At 60.1% G+C, this 25191-nt stretch carries 28 protein-coding genes; 5 read left to right on the top strand and 23 right to left on the bottom strand.

The window, feature by feature from the left end; translation table 11 throughout:
- Positions 1 to 7 precede the first annotated feature (7 nt).
- The 8 genes from F8A88_RS00620 to F8A88_RS15940 form a co-directional block, all read right to left on the bottom strand.
- On the bottom strand, positions 8 to 568 hold the full coding sequence (locus tag F8A88_RS00620) for a GAF domain-containing protein (RefSeq protein WP_151149004.1): 561 nt from the start codon (positions 566 to 568) through the stop codon (positions 8 to 10).
- 192 nt (positions 569 to 760) lie between these two features.
- Positions 761 to 2074, bottom strand: a complete 1314-nt coding sequence (locus tag F8A88_RS00615; RefSeq protein ID WP_151150206.1) for a TRAP transporter large permease — start codon at positions 2072 to 2074, stop codon at positions 761 to 763.
- A gap of 5 nt (positions 2075 to 2079) precedes the next feature.
- Positions 2080 to 2571 carry a TRAP transporter small permease gene (locus tag F8A88_RS00610; protein WP_151149003.1) on the bottom strand — a complete coding sequence of 164 codons (492 nt, stop codon included), beginning with the start codon at positions 2569 to 2571 and terminating at the stop codon, positions 2080 to 2082.
- 63 nt (positions 2572 to 2634) lie between these two features.
- Positions 2635 to 3651, bottom strand: coding sequence for a TRAP transporter substrate-binding protein (locus tag F8A88_RS00605; RefSeq protein ID WP_151149002.1), 1017 nt, complete (start codon positions 3649 to 3651; stop codon positions 2635 to 2637).
- A 38-nt stretch (positions 3652 to 3689) separates the two neighbouring features.
- The gene (locus F8A88_RS00600; RefSeq protein ID WP_151149001.1) at positions 3690 to 4277 is read right to left on the bottom strand and encodes a TetR/AcrR family transcriptional regulator; all 588 of its coding nucleotides are present in this window, start codon (positions 4275 to 4277) and stop codon (positions 3690 to 3692) included.
- A gap of 210 nt (positions 4278 to 4487) precedes the next feature.
- Positions 4488 to 4829, bottom strand: coding sequence for a hypothetical protein (locus F8A88_RS00595; RefSeq protein ID WP_151149000.1), 342 nt, complete (start codon positions 4827 to 4829; stop codon positions 4488 to 4490).
- A 172-nt stretch (positions 4830 to 5001) separates the two neighbouring features.
- Complete coding sequence (locus F8A88_RS00590; RefSeq protein ID WP_151148999.1) at positions 5002 to 5319, bottom strand: IscA/HesB family protein; 318 nt, start codon at positions 5317 to 5319, stop codon at positions 5002 to 5004.
- A 173-nt stretch (positions 5320 to 5492) separates the two neighbouring features.
- A complete protein-coding gene (locus F8A88_RS15940) occupies positions 5493 to 5807 on the bottom strand; it encodes an IscA/HesB family protein (RefSeq protein ID WP_151148998.1) in 315 nt (104 codons plus the stop codon).
- 226 nt (positions 5808 to 6033) lie between these two features.
- On the opposite strand from F8A88_RS15940, the gene pyrR reads away from it, so the two are divergent.
- From pyrR to F8A88_RS00565, 4 genes are read left to right on the top strand one after another with little or no spacing between them, the layout of a single operon-like run.
- A complete protein-coding gene (pyrR, locus tag F8A88_RS00580) occupies positions 6034 to 6582 on the top strand; it encodes a bifunctional pyr operon transcriptional regulator/uracil phosphoribosyltransferase PyrR (protein ID WP_151148997.1) in 549 nt (182 codons plus the stop codon).
- Positions 6583 to 7119: a homoserine kinase gene (gene thrB, locus F8A88_RS00575; RefSeq protein ID WP_151148996.1), complete on the top strand. Its 537-nt coding sequence runs from the start codon at positions 6583 to 6585 to the stop codon at positions 7117 to 7119. It abuts the gene before it with no gap.
- Positions 7116 to 7733: a hypothetical protein gene (locus tag F8A88_RS00570; RefSeq protein WP_151148995.1), complete on the top strand. Its 618-nt coding sequence runs from the start codon at positions 7116 to 7118 to the stop codon at positions 7731 to 7733. The genes thrB and F8A88_RS00570 overlap by 4 nt, the downstream gene beginning before the upstream one ends.
- 60 nt (positions 7734 to 7793) lie before the next feature.
- Positions 7794 to 8945: a hypothetical protein gene (locus tag F8A88_RS00565; protein WP_151148994.1), complete on the top strand. Its 1152-nt coding sequence runs from the start codon at positions 7794 to 7796 to the stop codon at positions 8943 to 8945.
- 3 nt (positions 8946 to 8948) lie between these two features.
- Here F8A88_RS00565 and F8A88_RS00560 read toward each other — a convergent pair whose 3' ends face one another.
- Positions 8949 to 9755, bottom strand: a complete 807-nt coding sequence (locus F8A88_RS00560) for a WcbI family polysaccharide biosynthesis putative acetyltransferase (protein ID WP_151148993.1) — start codon at positions 9753 to 9755, stop codon at positions 8949 to 8951.
- Positions 9756 to 9818: 63 nt separating this feature from the next.
- Between F8A88_RS00560 and cobT the strand changes: the two genes are divergently transcribed.
- Entirely contained in the window at positions 9819 to 10877 is a 1059-nt protein-coding gene (gene cobT / locus F8A88_RS00555) for a nicotinate-nucleotide--dimethylbenzimidazole phosphoribosyltransferase (RefSeq protein WP_151148992.1), read from the top strand.
- Positions 10878 to 11196: 319 nt separating this feature from the next.
- On the opposite strand, the gene F8A88_RS00550 is transcribed toward cobT, so the two are convergent.
- The 14 genes from F8A88_RS00550 to F8A88_RS00485 form a co-directional block, all read right to left on the bottom strand.
- Complete coding sequence (locus tag F8A88_RS00550) at positions 11197 to 12336, bottom strand: class I SAM-dependent methyltransferase (RefSeq protein WP_151148991.1); 1140 nt, start codon at positions 12334 to 12336, stop codon at positions 11197 to 11199.
- A 2-nt stretch (positions 12337 to 12338) separates the two neighbouring features.
- Positions 12339 to 12992 carry a CBS domain-containing protein gene (locus F8A88_RS00545; protein WP_151148990.1) on the bottom strand — a complete coding sequence of 218 codons (654 nt, stop codon included), beginning with the start codon at positions 12990 to 12992 and terminating at the stop codon, positions 12339 to 12341.
- A gap of 119 nt (positions 12993 to 13111) precedes the next feature.
- Complete coding sequence (locus F8A88_RS00540) at positions 13112 to 14116, bottom strand: substrate-binding domain-containing protein (protein WP_151148989.1); 1005 nt, start codon at positions 14114 to 14116, stop codon at positions 13112 to 13114.
- A 53-nt stretch (positions 14117 to 14169) separates the two neighbouring features.
- A complete protein-coding gene (locus tag F8A88_RS00535) occupies positions 14170 to 15186 on the bottom strand; it encodes a 4Fe-4S binding protein (protein WP_151148988.1) in 1017 nt (338 codons plus the stop codon).
- A 160-nt stretch (positions 15187 to 15346) separates the two neighbouring features.
- A complete protein-coding gene (locus F8A88_RS00530) occupies positions 15347 to 16606 on the bottom strand; it encodes an iron-sulfur cluster carrier protein MrpORP (RefSeq protein WP_151148987.1) in 1260 nt (419 codons plus the stop codon).
- 90 nt (positions 16607 to 16696) lie between these two features.
- On the bottom strand, positions 16697 to 17056 hold the full coding sequence (locus F8A88_RS00525; protein WP_151148986.1) for a NifB/NifX family molybdenum-iron cluster-binding protein: 360 nt from the start codon (positions 17054 to 17056) through the stop codon (positions 16697 to 16699).
- The gene (locus F8A88_RS00520; protein ID WP_151148985.1) at positions 17056 to 17541 is read right to left on the bottom strand and encodes a NifB/NifX family molybdenum-iron cluster-binding protein; all 486 of its coding nucleotides are present in this window, start codon (positions 17539 to 17541) and stop codon (positions 17056 to 17058) included. The genes F8A88_RS00525 and F8A88_RS00520 overlap by 1 nt, the downstream gene beginning before the upstream one ends.
- 149 nt (positions 17542 to 17690) lie before the next feature.
- Entirely contained in the window at positions 17691 to 19040 is a 1350-nt protein-coding gene (locus tag F8A88_RS00515) for a sigma-54 interaction domain-containing protein (RefSeq protein ID WP_151148984.1), read from the bottom strand.
- Between the two features lie 128 nt (positions 19041 to 19168).
- Entirely contained in the window at positions 19169 to 19828 is a 660-nt protein-coding gene (gene hypB / locus F8A88_RS00510) for a hydrogenase nickel incorporation protein HypB (RefSeq protein WP_151148983.1), read from the bottom strand.
- A gap of 20 nt (positions 19829 to 19848) precedes the next feature.
- Complete coding sequence (locus F8A88_RS00505) at positions 19849 to 20193, bottom strand: hydrogenase maturation nickel metallochaperone HypA/HybF (RefSeq protein WP_338325271.1); 345 nt, start codon at positions 20191 to 20193, stop codon at positions 19849 to 19851.
- 342 nt (positions 20194 to 20535) lie between these two features.
- Complete coding sequence (locus tag F8A88_RS00500; RefSeq protein WP_151148981.1) at positions 20536 to 21210, bottom strand: DUF47 domain-containing protein; 675 nt, start codon at positions 21208 to 21210, stop codon at positions 20536 to 20538.
- A gap of 27 nt (positions 21211 to 21237) precedes the next feature.
- Positions 21238 to 22470 (bottom strand): inorganic phosphate transporter, encoded by a 1233-nt coding sequence (locus tag F8A88_RS00495; protein WP_151148980.1) that lies wholly within the window; start codon positions 22468 to 22470, stop codon positions 21238 to 21240.
- A 42-nt stretch (positions 22471 to 22512) separates the two neighbouring features.
- The gene (locus F8A88_RS00490; RefSeq protein WP_151148979.1) at positions 22513 to 24303 is read right to left on the bottom strand and encodes a sensor histidine kinase; all 1791 of its coding nucleotides are present in this window, start codon (positions 24301 to 24303) and stop codon (positions 22513 to 22515) included.
- A gap of 256 nt (positions 24304 to 24559) precedes the next feature.
- Positions 24560 to 25021: a cytochrome P460 family protein gene (locus F8A88_RS00485; protein ID WP_161598284.1), complete on the bottom strand. Its 462-nt coding sequence runs from the start codon at positions 25019 to 25021 to the stop codon at positions 24560 to 24562.
- Positions 25022 to 25191: the final 170 nt, after the last annotated feature.

Here is a 25191-nt window from a genome sequence, read left to right as displayed (position 1 = left end):
GTTCGCATCAATCCTCGAAAACGCGGTAGTTGAACTCGTTGGCCAGCTCGCTGGCCCGCTTCAACGCCTTGTACATGCGTGCGTTTTCCAGAGCCAACCCCGAAAGGTCGGCAATGCAGGAAAGAAAATCCAGCTCTTCGGAATCGAACTCGCGCGCCGCGTCCGAATACACGCGCAACACGCCCACCACCCGCTCGCCGCCCACGGTCAGGGGCACGACGACAAGGGAAACAAGCCCCTCGGCCTCGGCCTCGGCCGGGTACTGGAAACGGTCGTCCGTGCGCACGTCGGCAATGGTCACGATTTTGCCCTCAAGCACCTCCTGATCAAGGCGGCTCTTTTCCACCTGCACCGGGCCTTTCTCGGCGTAGCGGTCGCTCAGGCCGTGATACGCACCGGGCAGCAGCATTTCGCCGCGCGCATCCAGCAAGCGGATGAAGCAGCCCTTGGCATTCATGGCGCGGGTGACCTGCTCGGCAATGGCGGCCAGCACCTTGGAAGGCTCAAGGCTGGAGTTGATGGTTCTGGCGATATCGTAGATGGATTTGTACAGTCGTTGCGGACTCATGGGAACCTGCCTTGTTCAGGGTTCACGACAGGCGGGAGCGGACGATCCGGCCCCGCCGCAATCGCGTGAATTGGCGTTCTTATATATCAAATCCCTTATAACGTCCGGCATGAGGACGCAAGCAGCCGCCGCACGGAATCACGATCCGTGCGGCGGCTGCTGAAACGGCAAAACGGTCGGGAATGGCTGCGGTCAGTACATGATGTTCGGCAGAACCATGACGATTTCCGGAAACACGAACAACAGCGCGATTCCGAACACGATGGCGGCCAGAAACGGCATCACGCCACGGAAAATGGCCTCCAGCGAAACCGAAGGCGCAATCTTGCGCGACATGCCGTAGACCACATAGACGTTGATACCCACAGGCGGAGTGATGACCCCGATCTGCGTGACCAGCACGATGATGATGCCGAACCAGATCGGATCGTACCCGAGGTTGGTGACCACCGGAAAAAAGACCGGGATGGTCAGCATGATCAGGGCCAGCGCGTCCATGAAACAGCCGCCGATGAAGAAGATGCCGACAATCATGGCCATGATGGCAAAGGGCGGCAGGTCAAAGGCGGAGACCCAGGTGGCCACGTTGAACGGGATGCGGGTCACGGCCAGGAACTTGCCGAACACGCCCGCGCCCGCCACAAGGAACAGCACCATGCAGGAGGTGCGCAGGGTCTCGTACAGTGAATTGACGAACGCCCGCCACGTGAGCTGGCGCTTGACCAGCGAAATGGCCAGCACCCCCAGCACGCCGATGCTGGCGGCCTCGTTGGGCGTGAACCAGCCGAAGAACATGCCGCCGATGACCAGCAGGAAGATGAGCAGGGTGTCCGCAAGACCCATCAGGGACTTGAAACGCGCGGCCAGAGGCGTGCGCTCCCCAGCCGGGCCGAGCTTCGGGTTCAGGGCGCACTGCATGGCGATGGCGCCCACGAAAAGCAGGGTCATGAGCAGTGCGGGCAGGATTCCGGCCACGAACAATGCGCCGATGGACTGCTCGGTGAGCACGCCGTAGATGATCAGCACCACGCTGGGCGGCATGATCATGCCCATGCTGCCGCCCGAGGCGATGGCTCCGGTGGCCAGCGAATCCGCGTAACCGTAGCGCTTCATCTCGGGCAGGCCCACGGTGGTCATGGTGGCGGCCGTTGCCGGGCTGGACCCGCACACCGCGCCGAACGCGGTGCAGGCCGTGACCGTGGCCATGGCCAACCCGCCGCGCACATGGCCGAAGAAACAATAGGCCGCATCGTACAGCCTGCGGCTGATGCCGCTGTTGAAGGCCAGCTGCCCCATGAGGATGAACAGGGGGATGGTGGCGAGGCTGTAGGAGGAAAACGCGTCGTAGATACTGCGCGAAAGCAGGTTCATGCCGCCTTTCAGGGAGATGAGGCAGGAAAAACCCACGAAGCCCACAAGGGTCATGACGTAAGCGACGGGCATGCGGGTCATGAACAAAAGCAGCATCACACCCACGCCCACAAGGCCCATGGTGGTCGGGTCCATCAGGTTCATGAGCGGCCTCCGCGCGTCAGGGGTTTGGCGGCCCCGGCCAGCAGGCAGAGCGCAAAGACCAGAAAGCAGAATCCCAGCGCATAGACCACCATGTAGGTGGGCAGCTCAAGGTTCATGGATACCTCACCCGAACGGCGCAGGCTGTTGCCGTACAGCACCATGCGCCACGCCACCAGCAGGAAAAGTCCGCCCGCCAACGAATTGGTCAGCACGTCGAACACGGCGCGCATCCGGCTGCCCATGCGGGCATACAGGATTTCCACACCGATGTGGCTGCCCTGCGAATGGGTATAGGGCAAGGCCAGCCCGGCCACGAACACGGCCAGAATGGTCACGATTTCCTCGGTGCCGAACAGGGGTGTATTGAGCAGGGCGCGCCCGGCCACATCCACGCCCGTGACGAGCGCCATGGCCATCAGACAGGCGGCCGCAACCACCTTCATGACCGACTCCAAGCGCCCGAGCAGTCCCGGATTCTGATTTTCCATGCGTCTGTCCCGTAAAAAAACGCGCGGCCCGCAAAGACCGCGCGCGTATTCGAATTCAGATTCCTAGTGGTCCGCCTCGAGCGACTTCTGGGTAAATTCCAGCACTTCCCTGCCGGGCAGGCCCTTGGCGTCCGCGTCGTTCACGTATTCATCGAGCATGGGTGCGGCCGCAGCCTTCCACCTTTCGCCTTCGGCCGCGCTCAGGGGGATGATCTCCCCGCCCTTGGCCTTGAAGTACTCGCGGCCCACCACGTCGCTCTCGTCCCAGGCCTTGCCGTGCAGCACGGACCACTGGGCGTTGATTTCGGTGATGGCGGCGCGGGCCTTGTCGGAAAGCGCGTTCCAGCGGTCCTTGTTCATGACCACGAAAAAGGTGGTGGTATACCCCACCGGGAAAGACTCGGTCATGTAGTCCACGACCTCGGCCATTTTCCAGCCCTTGTTGGTTTCCACGGGATACATGCCGCCGTCCACCACGCCCTTCTGGATGGCCTGGTAGGAATCGGACATGGACATGGCCACCGGGGTGGCGCCCAGCGCCTGCACCAGCTTGCCGGAGTTGCCCGTTGCGCGCAGCTTCAGTCCCTTGATGTCCTCAAGGGTCTTGACCGGCTTCTTGGCCGTGTGCAAAAGGCCCGGGCCGTGGGCATGGAAATACATGACCTGCACGTCGTCCAGCTCGGCCGGACGGAACTTTGCGTACACGTCGTTGGCCACCCGGGTGGCCTGCACGCCCGAGGTGTAGCCCAGGGGCAGGTCCACGGCGGCCATGACAGGAAAACGCCCGCGAGAATAGGCCAGCGCGGAAAGTCCGATGTCGGACATGCCCTCGACAACGCCGTCATAACACTGCTTGGCCTTGGTCAGGGTGCTGCCCGGATAGTAGTCGATGACCACTTCGCCGTCCGTGCGCTTTTCCACTTCGCGGCACCATTGTTCGGCCAGCTGGGACTGCACGTGGGTGGGCGGGAAAAAGTTGGAATAGGTCAGCCGCGTCTGGGCCTCGGCCGGACCGCTCACACACAACATGCTCACACACAGGGCCGCAACGGCCGTGCTCAACAGAAATACCCGTTTCATCCTCTCCTCCCGTGATTAAATATATGGCGAACAGCGATCTACTGTTTCGTTCCCTTGGCAACGGCAAGGGCCACGGCGGCCTCGCGCACGTCCTCCAGCTCCAGCACCCCGGCCTCCAGCGCGTTGTGGACCATGAAGCCCTCGAACAGGGCCGTGTTCAGGGCCCCGATCTTTTCCGCAGGATAATCCGTGGTCACGAAGGGCCGCACCAGCTCCGCAAAAATGTCCTCGGAAAGACGGTACTGGCTGCGCCGCAGTTCGGCGCACAGCTCTTCATCGCGCATGGAATGCACGGTGAACTCCAGAAAAACGCGCGCCCACTCGGAATCCGAGACCATGGTCTCCAGAAAATCCCAGATGATGCGCATGGCCTCTTCCAGATTACCGGCATCGGCAATACGGCGGTCGCGGGCGTCGCGGTACTGGCGCATCTTGTGCTCCACGATCTGCAGAAACAGCTGGCCCTTGCTTTCCCAGTGGCGGTAGAAGCTGCCCTTGGCATACCCGGCCCGGCTTGTGATCTCGGCCACGGACGTGGCCGTGAAGCCCTTGGACGCGAACAGGCTGGTGGCCGCTTCCATCAACTCTTTCATGGTCTGGCGCGATTTTTCCTGCTGCCTGCTCATGCTGCCTGTTCCTGTCTGGTTCACGTGTCCCGCACCTGTTGCGTGACCACCGGTCATAATGTGACCGACGGTCATTTTTCTAAGCAGCTAATATGGAAATGACCGCCGTGTCAACAAATCAATCTTTGCTCACGGCATGGTCAAAGGCCCAAAAAAAAGCAAGGCTGGGCCAGCCAATATTTTTTCCGGCGTTGCGGAGGATAGGTCGGGCTATTCCGGAATGATGATGAAGGGGGCGTTCGCACGCTCCAGATCGAGGACACATGCCTCACGGGCAGCGGCAAGGGATTCCGGCAACAGGAAACAACTGTTCCACAGGGCCATCTGCTTGCTGTGCGGATCAACTTCGCTTTCGGGAATCCGGCTCATGTCGTCGGCATGACCGATGAACAGCGGGTTCACCTGCCATCCGGCCATATGGCCGCGCGGATGGGTATAGGCCAGCATGACCACGCCCGGGGCCTGCGGCAGGCCGCTTTTCTTGGTGCGAATGGAGAACCGGTAGTGTGCGCCGGATGCCCCGCTGAAAATCCATTCTTCCTGTCTGAACATGATGGCCGATCTCCCGCTCGGTTTGTTCTGGTGGCAGGTAGTCATACGAACCATGGGCCATAGTTGCAAGCATGCCGGTCCTGTTCGGTGTCGCACGGGTCATTTTTCCATAAAAAAAGGCCCCCGTCGCCGTAAGCGCGGGAGCCATTTGCCATCCGGCACGATATTCCTGCTAGCTGCAGCAGCCGCCGCAGCCCGAGTTGCAATCGCAACCGCCGCCCGGAAGCGGATTCTGGCTGGCGACCTGAAAGCCGTGCTCGTTGGCGTGAATGTTCACGTCACCGACGACTTCCAGCAGCTTTTCTTCGGCAATGAATGTGAATCCCTGTATTTCGGTGCTGGCGTCGCCCGCCTTGACCTCGTCCAGCGCAAGTCCGAGCATGGGGCCGGAACAACCGCCCGAGGCCGCATACACGCGAATGGGCGCACGGTCCTGTCCTTCAAAATGCTCTTCGAGCTTGGCAATGGCTTCATTGGTTACTTCGATCATGAAATCCTCCTATGATCGTTAAAGGTCTGGTCTCCTACAGGTAGGCATGAAAAAGCGAGGCGTCAAACCAAAATTGAGAACTCTCATGCACGGTGCAGGCAACACTCCGAAAAAACAGTATAAAAAAAGGGCGCCCCTTGCGGGACGCCCTGAAACGACAGTGGCAACTCCTGCTAGCAGGAGCACGACCCCGTGGAACACGAGGAGCAGGATCCGCCCCCCATGGGATTCTGTGCGTCCACCGAGAATCCGTAGTAGGTCATGTCTATTTTGATTTCACCGGTCTGCTGTGCCAGCTCCTTGTCCAAAAGGAACTTGAATCCACCGGTTTCGTATACGCCGTCAGTGTCCTTAGGCTCATCCAGAGCCAATGTCAGTCGGGGGCCAGCTCAACCGCCGGATGCGAGATACACCCGGATGGCAGAGGTTTCCCGATCCGAGAAGTAGCTTTCCAGCTGCTTCTGTGCGGCTTCGGTCAAATTGATCATCTGTCAGTCCTCCTTGAAATTCATGGTTGGGACTAGAGAGGTAAGACCTGTGTTCTTCTTTGTCAAATAGAAATCATTCCTGATAAGACGTTTTGTTGACCACGGCGGGGACCATGGCTTATTCATGGAGTTTCACAAGCCGAAAATTCCTGACAAACCACTGGTTGCGTCAACAAACACAGGCCGTTCACATTATTGCGACAGCCTGCCGAAGGAAGGTGGATACATGCGTGAATGCGGGACCATTTTGAACAGCCGCGAACTGGGCAGGACCATCGAACGACTGGCCATGGAAGTCATCGAACGCCGGGGCGAGGACGAACGGCTGGCCATCGTCGGCATCCAGCGCCGCGGCGCGGATCTGGCCGACCGCCTCAAACGGACCATTGACCGCGAACTGGACCGCACGGTTCCACTGGGCAAGCTGGACATCAACCTGTACCGGGACGACTGGACCAATCCGGACGTGCAGCCCACCATAAACTGTACGGAAATCCCCTTTGAAATCGAGGGCGCAAGCATTGTGCTCGTGGACGACGTGCTCTATTCCGGCCGCACGGTGCGCGCCGCGCTGGAAGCCATCCTCGACTACGGACGGCCCAAGCGCGTGGAGCTGCTGGCGCTCATTGACCGCGGACTGCGCGAACTGCCCATTCAGGCCGACTACGTGGGCAAAAACGTCAAGACCTCCAAGGGCGAACACGTCAACGTCATGGTGCTGGAGCGCGATGCCGAGGACAAGGTCTGCGTGGTTACCGATCAAGACGAGGCATAGATGGCGTTCACCAAGGTCAAACAGGACGACCCCAAGGCTCCCTGCATTTCGCTGGTGGGCATGGCCGGGGCCGGAAAATCGACACTTGCCCCGCTGCTGGCCGAGGCACTGGGATGGGCTCATCTGGACACGGACCGGCACATCGAATCCTATTACGCGCTGCCCCTGCAGGGGGTCTACGACACCTATGGACGCGACCAGTTCCTGAAAATCGAGGAACACCTTGTCAGCGAGCTCATGCTGCACCGCACCATCGTCTCCACGGGCGGCAGCGTGATCTACGGCACAAAGGCCGTGGCCGCGCTCAAGCGGCTCGGTCCCATGGTTCACCTTGCCGTGGGCGAAGAAGAATTCCTGCGCCGCGTGGGAGCCGGGCACAACCGCGGGCTGGCCATTGCCCCGGGCATGAGCATGAGCGACCTTTACAGGGAGCGCCAGCCCCTGTACCGTGCCGCAGCCGATATCACGGTGCGTACCGACGACCGCACGCCCGAAGAATGCGTGCAGGCCATTTTGAACAAGGTGAACTTCGCATGAAGAAAAAGACTCCCAAGGCGGCCTTTCGCAAGCTGGCCGCCATCTATACCCGCATGGCCGACGGCTACGCGGACGCGGCACAGGCCATCGGCCTGAGCTGTGAAGGGTGCACGGACAACTGTTGCTACAGCTTTTTCCAGCACCACACATACATCGAATGGGCCTACCTGTGGGAAGGGCTGAAACAACTGCCCGACGCGCAACGCACGCTGTTCGAGGACCGCTCCCGTGAATACGTGGAGCAGGCCCGGCAGGACCTGCAACGCGGGGAGCGCCCGCACATCATGTGTCCGCTGAACCTCGGCGACGAGGGACAGGGCCGTTGCGGCCTGTATGAACACAGGCTCATGATCTGCCGCATGCACGGTGTTCCCAACGTCATGACCCGGCCGGACGGACGCAGTGTGGACTTTCCGGGCTGCTGGAAATGCCAGGAACTGACCGGCGACATGCGCGAACAGGACAGGCAGCCGCCCGTGGTGGACCGCACCCCGCTCTATTCCGACCTCGCCCGGCTGGAAATGGAATTCGTGGGGCCCAAGCTGCGCAGTCTGCCCAAGGTGGACCATACCATCGCCGAAATGATCGTGCTCGGGCCTCCGGCCCTGCGGTAGAGCAAAGCGTATACCCGCGCCTTTTGCGCCCGGCACGACACAGCGCAAGGAGTCTGTTTCATGACCATGCCGTTTTCAGGACGTTCCCCGGTGGACGAATACGGCATGGATGTTTTCCTTCACCTTGGGCCGGGAGCCGTATTTCAGGTGGCGGACAAATTCGTGAACGGCACGCGCATGAGCAACGAGACACTTGCGCTGGCCCTGATGCGCACGGGCCAACCGGCGCGCAAGGCTGTGCTCAGCGGCCTGAACAGCGTGCGCCGTCAGGAGGTGCGCGACCTGTTGCGCACCTATGAGACCTCGGACATCGAAGACCTGCACACGCTTGAACCGGCCATGGAAAAGGCCGTGGACACGGTTCTGCAATCCACAAGCCGGTGCCTTTCCCGGGGCATGATCCATCTGGCCTCGGACATGCCTGAACCCTCCGGGGCGTCCGAAAATCCGCTGCTGTCCAGACCCCTGCCCCACGCGCACATAGCCGAATTTTCACCCGAGGGGATTCTCGGGTTCTGGGTATTGCTGGCCTACCGCTACGACAGGCTTTTCAACACGGCCGTGGACGAGGCGCTGGACTCGGTGCGCGACGGATTCACCGCAGGCGTGCTGGCCCTTGCCGCGGACGACAGCGACGATGACCGCTTCATGGCCGAATCCGGACTCCTGCAAACCGAGTTCACGGCGCACTACTCGGACATGCTGGAACTGGCCCGGCGCGGGGTCATGGGCATCTGCCGCGACCTTTCCGCCGACGAACTGCTGGACCGGCTCTGCGACGTGACACCCCTGCTCTTTCTGGAACGTGACCGGCTGCCGGGTCTGGCCGAAAGCCGCACAAACATCCTGGGCAGCCTGTTCACGCAGGAGGTGAATCTGGCCGCGGACCTGTTGGCGTTGGCACAGACCGCCCGTGTGCACGGGCATGCCGTGTTGGCCGAACCGGAATGGGCTGTTGACGACGCCTATCTCGGAGCCGGGCTGGAACTGCTGGGAAAAATGGAAGACGCGCACCTTGTGCAGGAAGTCATGAGCCGCCGCAAGGACACGCTGGAACGGGAAATGCGCATCAAGACGGACATGACCCTCCGGGCCGCCCTGAGCCTGCGCCAGATGCGCGGGCCTCGCGAGCTGAACGAAATTCTGGGCGCCTATCTGCCGCGCCCCATGGATTATCAGGGGTTGCTCGACGCACTGACCACGGGGTTGTAGAAATCAGCAGGAAGCGAGATACTCAATAAAGTCCGTGACCCCGGCAAGCCGCGCTTCCACGTATCGGGCTGCGTACTGGACAAACGTTTTCCGGCAGCCATAGACGTTGTATTCCGTGGACGCGTCCACAAAGGACAGCTTGTGAAAGGCTGCCACCTGCGGGTGAATGGGCTGCTCGAATTCCGGAAACGGGTCAGACATGCCGGACATGTCCGGCGGTTCGAATCCCAGTTGCTTCAGAATTTCCGTGGCCGCATGGTTGAGCAATTTCGAGCCGGGATGGTTCACGGTATTGAACAGCCGTTCCGAACGGAAATCCCGCTCGATGACGTCCACATATTTCACCGGGGTATGCGCTTCCCGCTCCCGCTCCCTGTCCAGGGTCTCGCGCAGCAGTCTGCCGAGATCAAAACGCGATGACAGGGAACCCCGCAGGAAAAGGGTCAGCACCTCTTCCGCGGACAGTCCGGCATCAATGAGCGCATCCAGATGGGAATCCCGGTAATTGAAACCCGGCTCGCCCGACCACAGGGGCCAGTAGCCCGTAAAAAACATGTTGGGAATGCACAGGGTGCGCGCCGAGTCCGGCACGCGCTCCAGCAAGCGGTCCGAAGCCAGCCCCTCCCATTTGGAACCAAGGTGCTGATACAAAAACAGGCCGCACTGTTCCAGCGTGCCTTCGGGAATGGGCTGGCGCACGTAATTGACGAACACTTCGCACTGGTAACGGGCCGCGAATTCCGGGCAGGCCAGCAGGCGTTCCAACAGCGGTTCGCCCTGGCAATTGGCATGAATGACAGCATGTTCCATGCGCGGGAGATAACACACAACCAAACAGACCGGCAACGTGCACACTTGCCGAGGACAAAAGCAATGCAACGAATCCAATCCATAATCAACGACATATGTCCCGTGGACAGCACGCTTGCCGCCACCGGACAGGCACACCTGGACAACCTGACCAAGCCGCAGGGCAGCCTGGGCAGACTGGAGGAACTGGCCCTGCAACTGTTCCTGATCAACAACGGCAATCCGCCCGCGCCCGACCCGTGCCGCATCTATACGGTGGCAGGCGACCACGGCGTGGTGGCCCAGGGCGTAAGCGCGGCCCCGCAGGCCGTGACCCGGCAGATGGTCCTCAATTTTCTGAACGGCGGCGCGGGCATCAATGCGCTGGCAGCCACGGCAAACGCCGAACTGCGCGTGGTGGACGCCGGGGTCTGCGGCGATGATTTCCCGGCTCATCCGGCACTGATACGCAACAAGATCGCCCCGGGCACGGCCGACCTTTCGCACGGTCCGGCCATGAGCCGCGAGCAATGCCTCGACGCTCTGCTTCTGGGCGCCAAGCTCGCGGACTCGGCCCTTGCGGACGGCGTGCGCACGCTGGGAACCGGTGAAATGGGCATCGGCAACACCACACCATCCACAGCCCTGTATTGCGCTTATCTGAACCTCGACCCCGAGGACGTCTCCGGGCCCGGAGCCGGGGCGCCGCCCGAGATGGTCCGCCGCAAGGCGCAGGTGGTGCGGGACGGTTTGCACGCCAACCGCGACGCCGTGGAATCCGGCGATCCCCTGCGCATCCTTGCCGCACTGGGCGGGTTGGAAATCGCCACCCTGACCGGCATGATCCTCAAAGGTGCGCACAACCGCCAGGCCATCTGCGTGGACGGTTTCATCTCCACGGCCGCGTTCGTGGCTGCATGGCGCATGAACCCGGCTGTAGCCGACTATTGCGTGCTCTCCCACGCCTCGGCCGAACCCGGCCATGCCAGAGCCATGCAGGCCATGGGCCTCACGCCGCTGCTGCATCTGGACATGCGGCTCGGCGAGGGAACCGGCGCGGCCTGCGCCATGTTCCTGCTGCGCGCCGCCGCCGCCATATACAACAACATGGCCACCTTTGATCAGGCTGGCGTAAGCGTATAAGAAAAAGCGGGAAGATGCCGCCGGCGGCCAAAGAACCTTTTGAAAAAGGTTCTTTGGAATCTCCAAAACTTTTTGGCGAGCGGCCCGGTTTGCATGGCAAACCGGGCCGCTGGTGCATTGTGAAGAAAGGAAGAAAAACTTTCCTGAAGTACAAACCCGCCGCTGCATCCGCAGGATGCAACGGCAGAAAAGGGTCAAGGGACGTGTCCCTTGCGGGTGCAGGGCAGCGCCCTGCTCCGTCCGAAGGGCATAAGGGCCGACGCGTATTCCTCCATACGCGAGGGACTGCGTTTTTCGCAGCAACGAAGCTATCGGCCCTTTATCCGTTCTCGTATTTGCGGACGACCATATCGCAGTTGACGGAAACAACCCCTGCCTCGGCCACATGCGCGAAATCCGGATGCAGCCGCTCACGTTCCTCGTCGCTGAAATGATACTGGCCAAGGGTGCGGAAAAACTCCACGCGCAAGCCGCCCTGTTCAAACAGGTCGCGCCATTCTTCGGGCAGCACGCGATTCTGGTAAAACTTGTCCGTGTTCACGGCTTCCCATTCCTGCGGCGAATGGTCCAGATAACTGGCCGGATGATACCCCGCGACCTGACCGAAGGAGCGGTGGTCGCGGCTCAGGATGCGCTGCACGGCCACGCCGCCCGGCCGCAACACGCGGCGGCACTCGCGCACCACGTTTTCCGGGGAGCGCACATGCTCCAGCACCGCAAACGAGCTGATCACGTCGAGGCTGGCATCGTCAAAAGGCAGGGAGCTGAACCGCGCCGGGGCAACATAGGGCATGCGCTGTTCGTCCAGCATGATCCGCCCGCCCCGCTCGGAAAAAAGCGAATCAAAACGTTCGGCGGCATCCGGCACGTCCTTGGCCTGCGGCGTTTGCAACAGGGCGTCACGTGTGCCGCGGTATTTGTCCATGCGTTCGGTCACGTCCGGATAGCTGACCCCGAAGGCATACGCGTCCATGCTGCACGGTTCATGCCCGAGCGCGTACAGGCTGCATTCCAAACCGAGAAACCCGCCCGGCCCCACATGCAGGATGCGCGAGCCCGGATTCAGAAACGGGCAGGCCCGGTCCAGTTCCAACAGAATATTGAAATTGCCCAGATGATTGGTGGGATACCTGCCCACCGCACAGAAATGCTCGCCCGGCTCATGGCCCATGGCCCGCAACTGTGCGGAAACCGGGTCTTCGCCGGAAATGGTGGTGATGACGATGCGCGAAAATTCGTGCTCCGCAATGGTGGCGGGATCAATGACCGGATACCCCTGCAGGCTGCGGCCCCACATGGAATTGTCGTTGTCCGCAATGGCAGTCACGATGGTTTGCGGAGCGAATTCGGCCAGCCACTGCAGGAGCTCCACGCACCCCTGCCCGGCCCCGAACAACAGCAGTTGCTCGCCGGGCGCGAACTGCGGCAGGCGATCCTCGTCGATCCAGTCGAAGGACACGGCTATCGCCAGTTTTCCTGAAAATCCGAGGAATCCACCAATTTGAACCCGCGTCCGGCAAGGGCCTCCACAACCGGGGCTGTGTCATCGGCGGCAATGCGAAAAACAAGCAGGCGGCTGTCGCCGGAAAGGAACGTGGACGCGGAAATAATGGAAAACTTGAGATTGGCGATGATTCCGGCGGCTTCGTAGAGCATGCCCGGGCGGTCTTCCACTTCCATGGCTACGCGGCTGCCGCCCTCGCGGTAGCCCATGCCCTCCACGAGCACGTCGAGCATCACGCTGCGGTTGATGTAACCGATGAGACCGTCGTTTTCATCCACCACGGCCAGCCCGGCCAGGTTCATCTCGTGCATCATGTCCGCGGCGGCCTCGATTTCGGTTTCCGGGGCAACCTTCTTGATGTCCGTGCGCAGGATTTCTGCAATGGTCAGTTTGCTCATGAGAAAGCTGATCTCGTGCTTTTCCAGCGAGGTGACCATGCTCGGCAGTGCGCCGGTGATGTCTTCCTTGCGCACATAGCCCACAAGGTCGTCCCCGTCTTCCACGAGCAGCATCCACAGCTTGCTCTCTTCAAGAATCTTCTGAGCATCCTTGACCAGGGTTTGCGGGGTCACGGTTTCGAAATCGCGCAACATTTTCAGTCCAACGAACATCCGGTTTCTCCTCGGCCGCACGGCATCAGGGGTAGGGTCAAAAAGTGCGCATGGCGGACAGTTCCGGACACGCGCATATCTCAAGTATTGCCTTGTTCAAGCAGGGACGCAAGGGGAAGTCAAGGGGTCGGGGTATTGATTCCCATGATGTGGGGCGATGCCTCCACACCACTGAACCCTTCAAGGCGAAGGGTCTTCAAAACATCTTCCGTGGCGCTTTCACGGTCGAGAAACAGCACGGGACATCGCTTCACCGCCTCCACGCAGCGCCCTTCCACGAGGTCGAGGGCCGTCTGCACACCGAGCCTGCCCATGGTTTCCGGCGACTGGGCGACAAGAATATCCACGCTTCCATCCTTGAGCGCATCCTCGAGGCGCTGATTGTAGTCGAATATCACGACAGTCCCGGGGCGGGTGCCTTCATGATAGCCCAGCGCTTCCACCAGCCCCACGCTCGAAATCTCGTTGACGGCAAATACGCCGGCAAGATCCTTGTATTTCCTGAGCCCTGCAAGCGCGGCCTGTGCACAGACCCGGTAGAGCCCCTTTTCGCAATGGCTGGAAACCAGAGTCACTCCGGGTGCCCGAGCCTTCATGGCGTCGCGAAAACCCTTCTCACGCCGGTCCGTGGATACGTTTCCCTTCACGTACCCCATGATCATCACGGTGGAGTCCGGACCAACCTTTGCGGCCATGTATTCGCCGGTCTTGTACCCGGCATGATAGTTGTCCGTGGCAATGAAAGCCGAAACATGACGCGAGGAGGAAGGCGAATCCACCACGACGATCTTGATGCCCGCCTCGGCGGCCTCCGCTATCTCCGGATTGAGATCGTCGAGACTTGACGGGGCCAGGACAATGGCATCTGTCCCGGGGGTCCGGGTATAGAGGGTCAGCAACTTTCGTTGGGCCAACAGATTGATTTCGTTTCGCGGCCCGCGCCAGACGAGGTCCACGTTCAGCCGTTCCGCTGTATGTCGGGCACTCCGTTCCATTACCTGCCAGAAAAACGGCATGGTGGCCTTGGGGATGAAGACGACACGAACCGGGGCGGCCTGTGCCGTGCTGAAAAGAAAAATGAGAAGAGCGATGATCGCCCCCCCACGCAAAACGTATTTCATCATGGGATGATAATACACCAAAACCGGACGGACGCCAGTTATAACCTATGCCCGGATCAGAAACCGGCAGCAGGCATGGAGTACATGCGCCGCAGCATGTCCTGCGGCATTGCCGCGTCCCAATGCCCGGTCACACGTGCCACAATCCAGACTCCCAGCAACACGGCAACACAGCCAGCGACAACGATCCAGAACGGCAAACGACGACGGCCGGCGCTCACGTTCAGACAGTCCGGAACAGGACATGCACCAACGCATTCGGCGCAGCCGATGCATTCGGGCGAGCCCACGGAGATCCGCTCATGAACGGGAATGCCCATGGGACAAGCCTGTGAACACCGTCCGCAATCCACGCAGGTCGCAGGATCACGCCGCACTCCCAGCGGGGAAAAAAACGCGGCCAACCCCAGCAGTGCGCCATAGGGACACAGAAAACGGCACCAGAAATTGCGCCAGACAATGCACAGCACGAGCAGCGCTCCCAACACGGTCAGGGCCGCGGCAGAGGGATGCAGAAAAAAATCCAGCATGCGTGCGTCTGCCGTGATGTTGTAGGACGAGCGCATGAACCGCTCGGCAGCGAACAGGCTCATGCCGAAGAAGGTGGTATACAGGAAAAAGCCAAGCAACAGATACTTGAGGCCGTGCAGGGGCACAGCAAGCCAGCGGGGCGGGGTGCGGGCCAGGCCGATGCGCCTGCCCAGTTTTTCCAGCAGGCCGGAAATGAAACCCACGGGACAGACATACGCGCAGAAACCCTTGCGGAAAAGCCAGCTCATGACCAATGCGGCCACCAGAATGGCCAGTCCGGCCGGATGCACCGGGTCCCATTGTCCGGTCATGACCAGCCGTTTCAACCCCATGAGCGCGCTGATGGGCAAAAAAGCCTCCACGGCCGGCGGACGGGGGACGAAATCCGGGCTTGCGCCTCTGGCCCAGCTTACGAACCAGAAAAAGGTCCAGCCCACGTACAGGCAGAACAGCGTGAACGCGGCCTGCACCAGCCCGCGAAGCGCGGCCGGTGTGCGAAAGAGTTTGTGTATGATTTTCATGGCCCGGCAAGACAACAGCATGAACGCGCTCCTGTCAATGCCGGTTTTCCGCGAAAAGCGCCTGCGGCCAGCACGGACGCCTGTTCACGCCGAATGGCCACAAAAAATCAGGGGGACGCGGTCGTTCGGACCGCGTCCCCCGTCTGGGAATGGAGGCATGTCGGTTATGCCTTGTATTCGTTTAGTGGTCGCAGGTGTTTGCGCCGGTGACCAGCGATCCGTCCAGATACTGCTTGACCACGGCTTCCGGCTCCAGGGACGGGGCGCCGGTGATCACGCGCACGCCGCGATCCGTGAACATGGACTGGGCCTTGGCCCCCATGCCCCCGGCGATGACCAGATTGACTTTCTGGTCCGCGCACCATGCGGGAATCACACCCGGCTCATGGGGCGGCGGCGTTTCGAAATGCGTGGAGATGATGGACTTGAGCTCCGAGTCCACGTCCACCATGGCAAACTGCTCGCAATGGCCGAAATGCATGCACAACTGGCCCTGCACCACGGGAATGGCGATACGGACTCGACCGTTTTCGGAATTCACTTCATCGACCTTGGGCATTTCTTTGTTCTCCTGCAATGCGTCGGCCAGATCAAGCATGTGCTTGATGACCGCATTCATGGCCTGGGCCGTGGCGGAATCGTGATCCACCTTGACCAGCGGGAAGCCTTCGTCGCCGGAGCGGGCAACTTCCGGATCGATGGGAATGCGACCCAGGAACTTGGTGCCCATTTCCTTGGCGAGCTCTTCACCGCCGCCGGAATTGAAAATGTTGTGTACAGCGCCGCAGTCCGGACAGGCAAAGCCGGACATGTTTTCCACGATGCCCACCAGCGGGTTGCCCAGCTGGCGCACAAAGGAAACCGAACGTCGCACGTCATCCACGGCCACGCCCTGCGGGGTGGTCACGACCACGGCATGGGCGTCCTGACCGAGGGTCTGCAAAGTGGAAAGCGGCTCGTCGCCGGTGCCCGGAGGGCAGTCCACGATGAGGTAGTCCAGATCGCCCCAGGCAACGTCCTGCACGAACTGCTTGATCAATCCCATCTTGACCGGACCACGCCAGATTACGGCGTCTTCCTTGCTGGGCAGCATGAAACCGAGGGACATGACCCACAGGTTGCGGCTCCAGGAAATGGGTTCGATGACCTCGCTGCCGATGTGGGGCTGCTGGCCCTCCAGCGACAGGAGTCGGGGCACGCTGGGTCCGTGCACGTCCACGTCCAGAAGACCGACACGCTTGCCCGCCTGCGAAAGGGCCACGGCAATATTGGTGGCAACGGTGGACTTGCCCACCCCGCCCTTGCCGGACATGACCACGATCTTATGCTTGATGCGGCCAAGGGTTTTCTTGAGTTTCAGTTCCTCGGGACTTTCGGCACATCCGCCGCCGGAACATCCGCCGCCCTGGGCGGATGAACAGCTACCGCATGAGTCACTCATGATGATTCTCCTGATATTGAAATTCCGGCCAAGGCCGTTGTGTAACGGGAAATAATCACTGACGCGGGGTTGTCAAACCCCTTTTACCCATTACCAGTGGCCTTCCTTGTCCGGACCCTGTGCAACCTCGAGGGAGCCGGCCTTGAATGCGTCCACGGCTTCCTGCACGGTTCCGCCCTGGCCGAGATACATGGCGATGCCGCCGTGTTCCAGAGCCTTGAACGCCTTGGGACCGGCGTGGCCGGTGATCACGGCCTTGGCCCCGGTGGCGGCCACGTTCTGTGCGGACTGGATGCCCGCGCCCTGCGGCAGGGTCAGATTCTGTTCGTTATCAACGTATTCGTGCTCGCCGGTCTCTGTGTCGTAGATCACAAAACCGGTAGCGCGCCCGAAACGTGCGTCCATGGGACCGGAAAGGTCCGGTCCGGTGCTGCTGATTGCTATTTTCATCAGTTACCCCCGTTCATTTTCTTTTTGAGTACGCCGCCCGCCCGGCAACCGGCTGCACCCTGCAAACCGGCTCCCCGGCGCCGTCCCAAACCATTGCCGGAGCGGCAACGACCCATTCCCGGCCAGGTCGCGTCGCCTCTCGCGGCACGGCACCCGGGCATGGCCAGAGACTCGATGGAGCCTCGCACAAAGGCGTCGAGGACTTCCTCGACGCCGCCCCTGACCCACGGGCGGACGGCGATACCAGCATTGACAAGCTGTCGTTCAGTGCGGCCGCACAAGGCGCCGCATACAAGAGTTGTTACCCCGCAGGCCAGTATGGCGGATGTCCTGTCCATTGGGTCCTTTGAGGGAAGGGATAGGTGACCTGCGGGGCAAATTCCGTCCTCGTCCACCTGATAAAACCGAAACTCGTCCGCGTTGTCGAACACGGAAGCAAGACGATCTTCATAACAGGCCAGGCAAACGAGTTGTTTTTCATTCATAAGCTTTTGCTCCGCCACGGGTTGTCGCGACGGACACCTCCATAAAGCACACAATGTGCCAACGCAATAAAATCAATAATTACAGACAAATAAAATTTTCTTGCCCCGAAAAAAACGGCGCAGACTTCGCCTTGAGAAAAAACGAAGGCTTATTCTGCGCCCGTTTCCGCTCCGGTTTCCGCACAACGCTGCAGCATGCGCCGCAGGGTGTCCTTGGAAATGCCGAGTTCGCGGCAGGTGGCCATCTTGCGGCCCTCGTTGCGCTCCAAAGCCTGCAGCACGGCCCGGCACTTGATTTCCTCCAGCGTGCCGCCCACACCTTCGGCCAGCACGTCCGCTGATTTGAGCGGCCGGATGCTGTCCGGCAGGTGTTCCAGCTGAATGAAGCCGTTGCTACACAAAATGAAGGCGAACTCGAGAATGTTTTCCAGCTCGCGCACATTGCCGGGGAAATCGTGCCGCAGCAAAAGCGCCATGACGTCTTCGGACACGCCCTGCACGTTCTTGTCCTGCAACGTGTTATATTCGCGTATGAAATGATTCACCAAAAGCGGAATGTCCTCACGCCGCTCCCGCAGCGGCGGCAGGCGCAGGGTGACCACATTCAGCCGGTAATAGAGATCCTGCCGGAAGGTTCCCTCGGCCACGAGGGTTTCCAGATCACGATTGGTGGCCGCAATGATGCGCGCGTCGCACGGCACGGGCTTGACCCCGCCCAGCGGCTCATAAACCTTCTCCTGCAACACGCGCAACAGCTTGACCTGCAACTTGGCGGGCAGATCACCGATCTCGTCCAGAAAAATGGTGCCCCCGGCAGCCAGCTCGAAACGCCCGGGCTTGTCGCCCTTGGCGTCGGTAAAGGCCCCGGCCTTGTACCCGAACAGTTCGGATTCCAGCAACGTATCCGGCAGTGCTCCGCAGTTCACGGCCACGAACGGTCCTTCGCGCCGTGTGCTCAGGTTGTGCACGGCGCGGGCGAACAGCTCCTTGCCCGTGCCGGATTCGCCCAAGAGCAGCACGGTTGCTTCGCTGCGGCTGACCTGCGGCAGGATACGGAAAATCTTGTCCAGCGCCTCGCTGCGGCCCACGATGTCCTCGAAGCTGTAGTGCTCCTCGACCTTGCGGCGCATGAGCTGCAATTCCGTCAGGTCGCGGAAGGTCTCCACGCCGCCCACGATTTCGCCGTCGGCATTGCGCAGGGGCGCCGCGGAAATGGACACCGGCACCTTCTGCCCGTCCGGCCGCACGATGAATATGGACTTGCAGGAAATCACGCCCGAATTGGCAACGCATTCGCGCAGGGCGCAGGAACCGTCGCACAGGCTGGAGTGAAACACGTCCCAGCACTTCTGGCCCAGGGCCTCTTCGGCAGGAATCCCGGTGATGCGCTCGGCCGCCTCGTTGAAATAGGTGATGTTCCAATCCGTATCCACGGTGAACACGCCATCGGCAATGGAGGCCAGCACATCCTCGAAGGGTAGGTCTTTCGGAAACGACATGGGCGCAGCATACGCCCAAAATTCACGCATGAAAAGGGATGAAATGACGAAAAAAAGGACGGATTATTCGCCCAAAAAAAGCCCCGCACGGCAAGCCGTGCGGGGCGCAATAATCACATTCCAAGAATCTACTTCTTTTCCGCTCGTTTGGCACGCAGCCATTCGTACCAATCGTCAAGCCCTTCGCCATTGCGGCAGGACAGGGGCATGACCTTGATATCCTTGTTCAAGGCCTTGGCATGCCTGGCCGCATTGTCGAGGCTGAAGTCCACATAGGGCAAAAGATCGGTCTTGTTCAGCAACATGACCGCGGACAGGTGGAACATGAGGGGGTACTTTTCCGGCTTGTCGTCACCCTCGGTCACGGAAAGCAGCGTGACCTTGTAGTCCTCGCCCACGTCGAATTCCGCCGGACACACGAGGTTGCCCACGTTTTCCACGAACAGGATGTCGATATTGTCCAGATCCATGGAGCGGATGGCATCCAGCACCATGCCGGAATCCAGATGGCAGCCGCCCTCGGTGTTGACCTGAACTGCCTGCGCACCAGTGGCGGCCACGCGGCGGGCGTCGTTATCGGTTTGCAGATCACCTTCCACCACGGCCATGCCGAACTCGTCCTTGAGGTCGGTCAGGGTGCGTTCCAGCAGGCTGGTCTTGCCCGCTCCCGGGGAACTCATGAGATTCAGGCACAGAATGCCTTTTTCCCTGAAAGTGTTCTTCAGTTCCTCGGCTATGCGGTCGTTGGCTTCCAGCACATTTCTGACGATGGGAACTTCCATGCTCATTGCAGGCTCCTTGTGCCGCCCTATTCCTCGGCGGGTTCCACGAAATCGATATACAGTTCCTTCCCCTCCAAAACATCGTGGCCAATGACCGCCTCGCATTTGGGGCACGGGGTATAGCGGACATCTTCCGGAAAAAATTCCTCGCCGCACTCTCCGCAGCGCAGCTTCAGGGGAATTTCGCTCAATTCCAGCACCGTGTCCTCGAACTCGGTGCCCGGCACAAGGGCCGTCCAGCAGAATTCCATGGATTCGGACACCACTCCGGCCAAGGCGCCGTTCTTGAGAACCACACGCTTGAGTCGGGGAATATCCCGCTTGGTCATTTCATCCTTGAGTATCGCCAAAATGCTTTGGACTATTGACATTTCATGCATAAGGAGAACGATTTACCGCAAATACGGCCCGGCGGCAACAGGCTTTCGGCAACACATGCGGCATGAAGCGCAATTTTTTCCACAACCACCGGAAACAACGCGATAAAAAATCGGACACCAGAACCGCGACCGCCCCGATTCCCTTTCGGCTGATTCGGCGAGTTCCAAACCGAAGCCGCGCAGCGTGGGTGCCCCCTCAATTCGCAAGGCTGGCGAGAGCAAGCGAGGGCTAGGAGAAAAAAAAAGACCAAGGCCGACGCGTACAAAACGTACGCGAGGGGTTGGTCTTTTTGCATCGACGACGCAGTCACGCCGCTATCGGCAGCCGTAAGGCTAGCGCGCTATCATGTTGCGCAAACAGTCCACGCAGTTCTCGCAGTTATGCCCCATGTCGCCCAAGCAGTCGATGAAGTGTATCACCTGATAGATGTCCTTGAAATCCATGTCCGAATTGTAAATCCTGCCCTGCAGCTTGTTGGCGGCCTTGCGGATGGTCTCCCGCTCGTGGCGAACCTTGCGATAGCAGTCCTTGGTGCCGGAGCGGTCCAGAGATTCGCCGTGCACAAGGCCGATGGTGGACTTGAGCGCCGGCCCAAGCAGTTCGGTGGCGTGGCGCACGCTGTCCAGCAGGTTGATGAGTTCCTTCTGGAATTCATTGGGGATGGCAACGGGACGCATACCCAGCCAATGCAGGGCATCCTGTGCGGCGTCGAGGATATTGTCCTGAAATTTCGTATAATTGAGGAATGTGCTTTTATCCACGGCCATGAACAGGCCGCGCGGCAGATGGTTGCGGATGTTCCGCTTGATCTTGTCCGCATGGTTTTCGATGGTGTCGATGGTTTTGGTCAGTTCCTCGAACTCGCGACACACGCCACCGGAAACATAACACTCAAGAGATTCATCAATGGTGGCCACGCACTCGGAAATCTTGTCGTAATGCTCCACAAGGCCGTCCATGGGCGAACGCTTGGCGATCAGTCCGAAAAAGGGAATTTTCAAAAACATGGCAGGACTCCGTATATGTTTTCGCGCCTAGAGGCACATCCATTTCAAAAGCTCAAATATGACGATGCTTGTCAAGGCCGCAATGGGCACAGTCAGCAACCAGTAGATCACGATGCGCCCCAGCACGCGAAAATCCACGGCGCTGAACCCGCGGGCCAGGCCCACGCCCACCACAGCGCCCACGGCCGCGTGGGTCGTTGAAACCGGCAGGCCGAGGTTCGAGGCAACCAGCACGGTGCTGGCCGCGCCAAAGTCCACGGCAAAGCCGCGCGTATTGGTCAGGGTGGTGATCTTGCTGCCCACCGTGGCCATGACCTTGTGCCCCAGCAGGCTGATACCCACGGCAATGCCCACGCCGCCCAGAATCAGCATGGAGATGGGCACTTCGGCCTTGCCCAGCAGCACATGGTCCTTGGCGATCATGTAAATTGCGGCAACAGGACCGATGGCGTTGGCAACGTCGTTGGCACCCTGGGAAAGGGCTACGTAGCAGGACGTTCCCACCTGCATCTTGCGAAAAACCCGCTCCACGCCCTCGGCACCCTCTTCCACATCCTTGACCACGCGCCCGGCCCAGATCCGGGCCCCGGCCCACGTACAGAGCGCCAGCACGACGGCCACGCCCAGAGAAACGGCCCACGGCAGATGCAGATTCTTGCCGATGGGCGTCTTGTACAAAAAGGAAAGCACCACCAGCGACACGGTGAGCGCCACCCAGAACGGGGCCCATCGCCGCGCCTGCAGGATAAAATGCTTCTTGTACAGGATGTAACGCCGGACATGCGAAAAGACCGCAAAACCGATTGCCGCGGCAAAAAACGGTGAAATGACCCAGGAAAGAACGATGCCGCCCATCTTGAGCCAGTTGACCACGTCCATGCCCCCGGCCACGATGCCCATGCCCGCGATGGCTCCCACCACGGAATGGGTCGATGAAACCGGCAACGACGTCAACGTGGATAGAAGCACCCAGATGGCGGCAGCCAGAAGCGCGGCAAACATGCCGATCATCATTATTTTCGGATCAATGGAGCTCGCGTTGATGATGCCCTTGCTGACCGTGGCCGTGACGTGCGAACCCAGAAAAACCGCGCCCGCAAAATTGAGCACACCGGCGATGAACACCGCCTGACGCACCGTAATGGCCTTGGCTCCCACGGCCGAAGCCATGGAGTTGGCAACGTCGTTGGCCCCCAGGTTGAAAGCCATCATGAATCCCGCAAATAGCGAGAGATAAAAGAAAAGATCGTATACGTCCATCAAGCCCCCTCCTTGGGGGACGGCAACCAAATCACATCAGGATTACGCAGGTGTTTTCAGGCGGAAACAGAACCGCGCCCCCCGCGCACCCTCGCCATAGCCGTCATGCCAGATTTCGCCCCCGAGGTTCTGCACGATGCGGCGACAGATGGCCAGCCCCAGCCCGGCGCTGCCATGCCCGTCGATGGTGTTTTCATCGACCCGGTAAAACCGCTCGAAAACCTTGAGACTATGTTCCTTGGATATGCCCGGCCCCTGATCTTCCACACAGAAGGCCACGAACCCGTCCTGTTTTTTTGCCTCGACCGTTATGCACCCGTTATCCGGGCTGTATTTGACAGCGTTCTGCATCAGATTGTGAAACACGTGCAAAACGCCGTCCGGTTCACCCATGACCATGAGCGGATCATCGTCCGGCATGGAAACGGAAAAATCAATACCCCGCTCATGTCCGAGCGGCGTCAGATCGTCCAGCGCCCGCGAGAAGATATCACGCCCGGATACCGGGGAAACCTGCAGGGCCTTGCCAACCTGTTCGGATTTGGCCAAAGCCAGCATGCTGGAAATGACCTTGTTCATATGATCCGAGTTTTTGACGATTATCTCCAAAAAACTGCGCGCATCCTCAAACTTTGCCGGAGGATTGTCCAGCAGAGTTTCGGAATATCCCTTGATGCTGGTCAGCGGCGTGCGCAACTGGTGCGAGGCATTGGCCACGAAATCCCGAAGCCCCTTTTCCGCCTGTCGGATAACCGTGATGTCATGGAAAACCAGTATGATCTTTCTGGCCCCGTCGTTTTCATAGTAGGGAACGCCGCTCACGTCTACGGTGCGACCGTCCATGAGTTCGATTTCGGCCATGGCCCTGTCCGGGCCGCCCTCGGCCAGCAACTGGTCCGCCACCTCCTGAACCTCGTACCGACGGCAGACCTCGATAGGCGTGCGGCCCACGGCCGTCCCGGGCATGGAGATCATTTCGTCCAGCGCGGAATTGTAGGCGACAAGGCGCCCGTCCGCATCCAGAACCATGACACCCTCGTTCATGCCTTCGAACATGGCGCGCAACTGGCCGCGCTGTTCATCAATGGTCTGGATATGCTTTTCAATGCGCTTGGCCATGGCATTGACCGAACGGGCAAGGGGCTGGAATTCCCCCCCGGGCGAGGCGCGCAGCCGCATGGAGTAGTTGCCTTCGCCGATCTGGCGGGCCACCTCGGAAAAAGCCCGGATGGAGCGGCCCACGTTGCGGGAAAGATATGTGCCCGCTCCGGCGGCCAACAGCAGCACGGTCAGGAATATCCACAGAAAATTGATGCGCAGGGAATCGAGCCGGGCCTGGACAATGGAAAACGGGACAGCCACGCGCAGGATGCCCGCGGGCATTCCCCCTGCCCGGGAAACGCGGCAGGCAACATAGATCATGTCCTTGCCCAGCGTGTGCGAATGACGCAGGTTCATGCCCCTGCCGTCTTCCCGGGCGGCCACCACTTCGGGCCTGTTGTCGTGGCTCTCCATTTCCGGAACCTGGCCGAACGGCACCTCGGAATCCGCAATGACCCGGCCGTCGGAACCCTTGATGTAGGTGATGCGGCTGCCCATTTTTGCAGCCAGGGTCTTGGCCCATTCGTCCATGGCCCATTCCCCGGCAAAGGACTCGTGCTCTTCGAGCAGCCATTTGACGGTTTCCAGCTGTTTCCAGGAACGCGTCTCGGTTTCGCGGACAAGTTCCGAACCGACCAGGGTGGAAGAATAGTAGAACGCGGCGGCAAGGGCCAGCAGCAGCACTGCCCAACCCCACAGCAACAGACGGACTTGAAAGGAACGCAATCTCATACCATGCCATCCATGAACGAAACCGGTTTTTCCCGAATGGGACTCATTGCGGGCAAACAGCCTGCGTGCGCACCCCTACCACAATCGTTACAACCGCGTTACAGGAAAAGTGTTACATTTGTGTTACAGGTCCGACAACTCTTTTCCGTTGCGGTTTCACCCTGCGCACGGGCACAAAAAAAGCGGCCGGAACGGCCGCTTTTTCCAGGCTATTTTCGGCAGGGGAGGAGGACCCGTCCAAAACAGCCGTCCACAATCAATAATCGGAAACCATGATGTAATCTTCATCGGCCCGCGCTCCGTGGCAGGCAATGCACCCCTTTGGCTTGCCCTCCTTGAGCACGGTTCCGTCCGGGGAGTACTTGACCCAGAACCAGTCCCCGGCCATGGGGTTGTAGTCCTTGACTTTGTACATCACGGTTATTGCCATCAATTCCTTTTCCGAAGAAAAATTCTCCTTGACCACAATCGCTCCAGACGGCTTGGGGTGCCCCTTGGTCAGGGCCGCGTCGTTGACGCGGATCACGTGCAGGGGACCGTGCGGCGAGCGTCCGGGCTGCATGTCCTGATGATCCGGCCATTGGCCCCATTCGCCGTACGGCTCGATTTCCGTGACATAGGTCCACAATTCCGCGGCGTCCGGTCCGGGCATGTCCCCTGCAAAGGCCGGGAAAACAAGAACAGTCAAAAACATGAGGCACGGTATGCCAAACTTCATGATCTTCATCCTCCGGTCACACGTTCTCTATCATTACGATACGCGGAACATGTCACGGTGAAATGATTTTTTGCCGAAATCCTGACACACGCTGCACATACGCACCGGCCGCAGGCCACTTGCCGCTTGACATCCGCACCAATCCCGATTCAACTCTCGGCTCAGAAAAC

The sequence above is a fragment of the Pseudodesulfovibrio senegalensis genome (assembly GCF_008830225.1).
GTDB lineage: Bacteria > Desulfobacterota > Desulfovibrionia > Desulfovibrionales > Desulfovibrionaceae > Pseudodesulfovibrio > Pseudodesulfovibrio senegalensis.
Note: the sequence above shows the minus strand (reverse complement) of the source record. Positions and strands in the feature narration are given on the sequence as shown.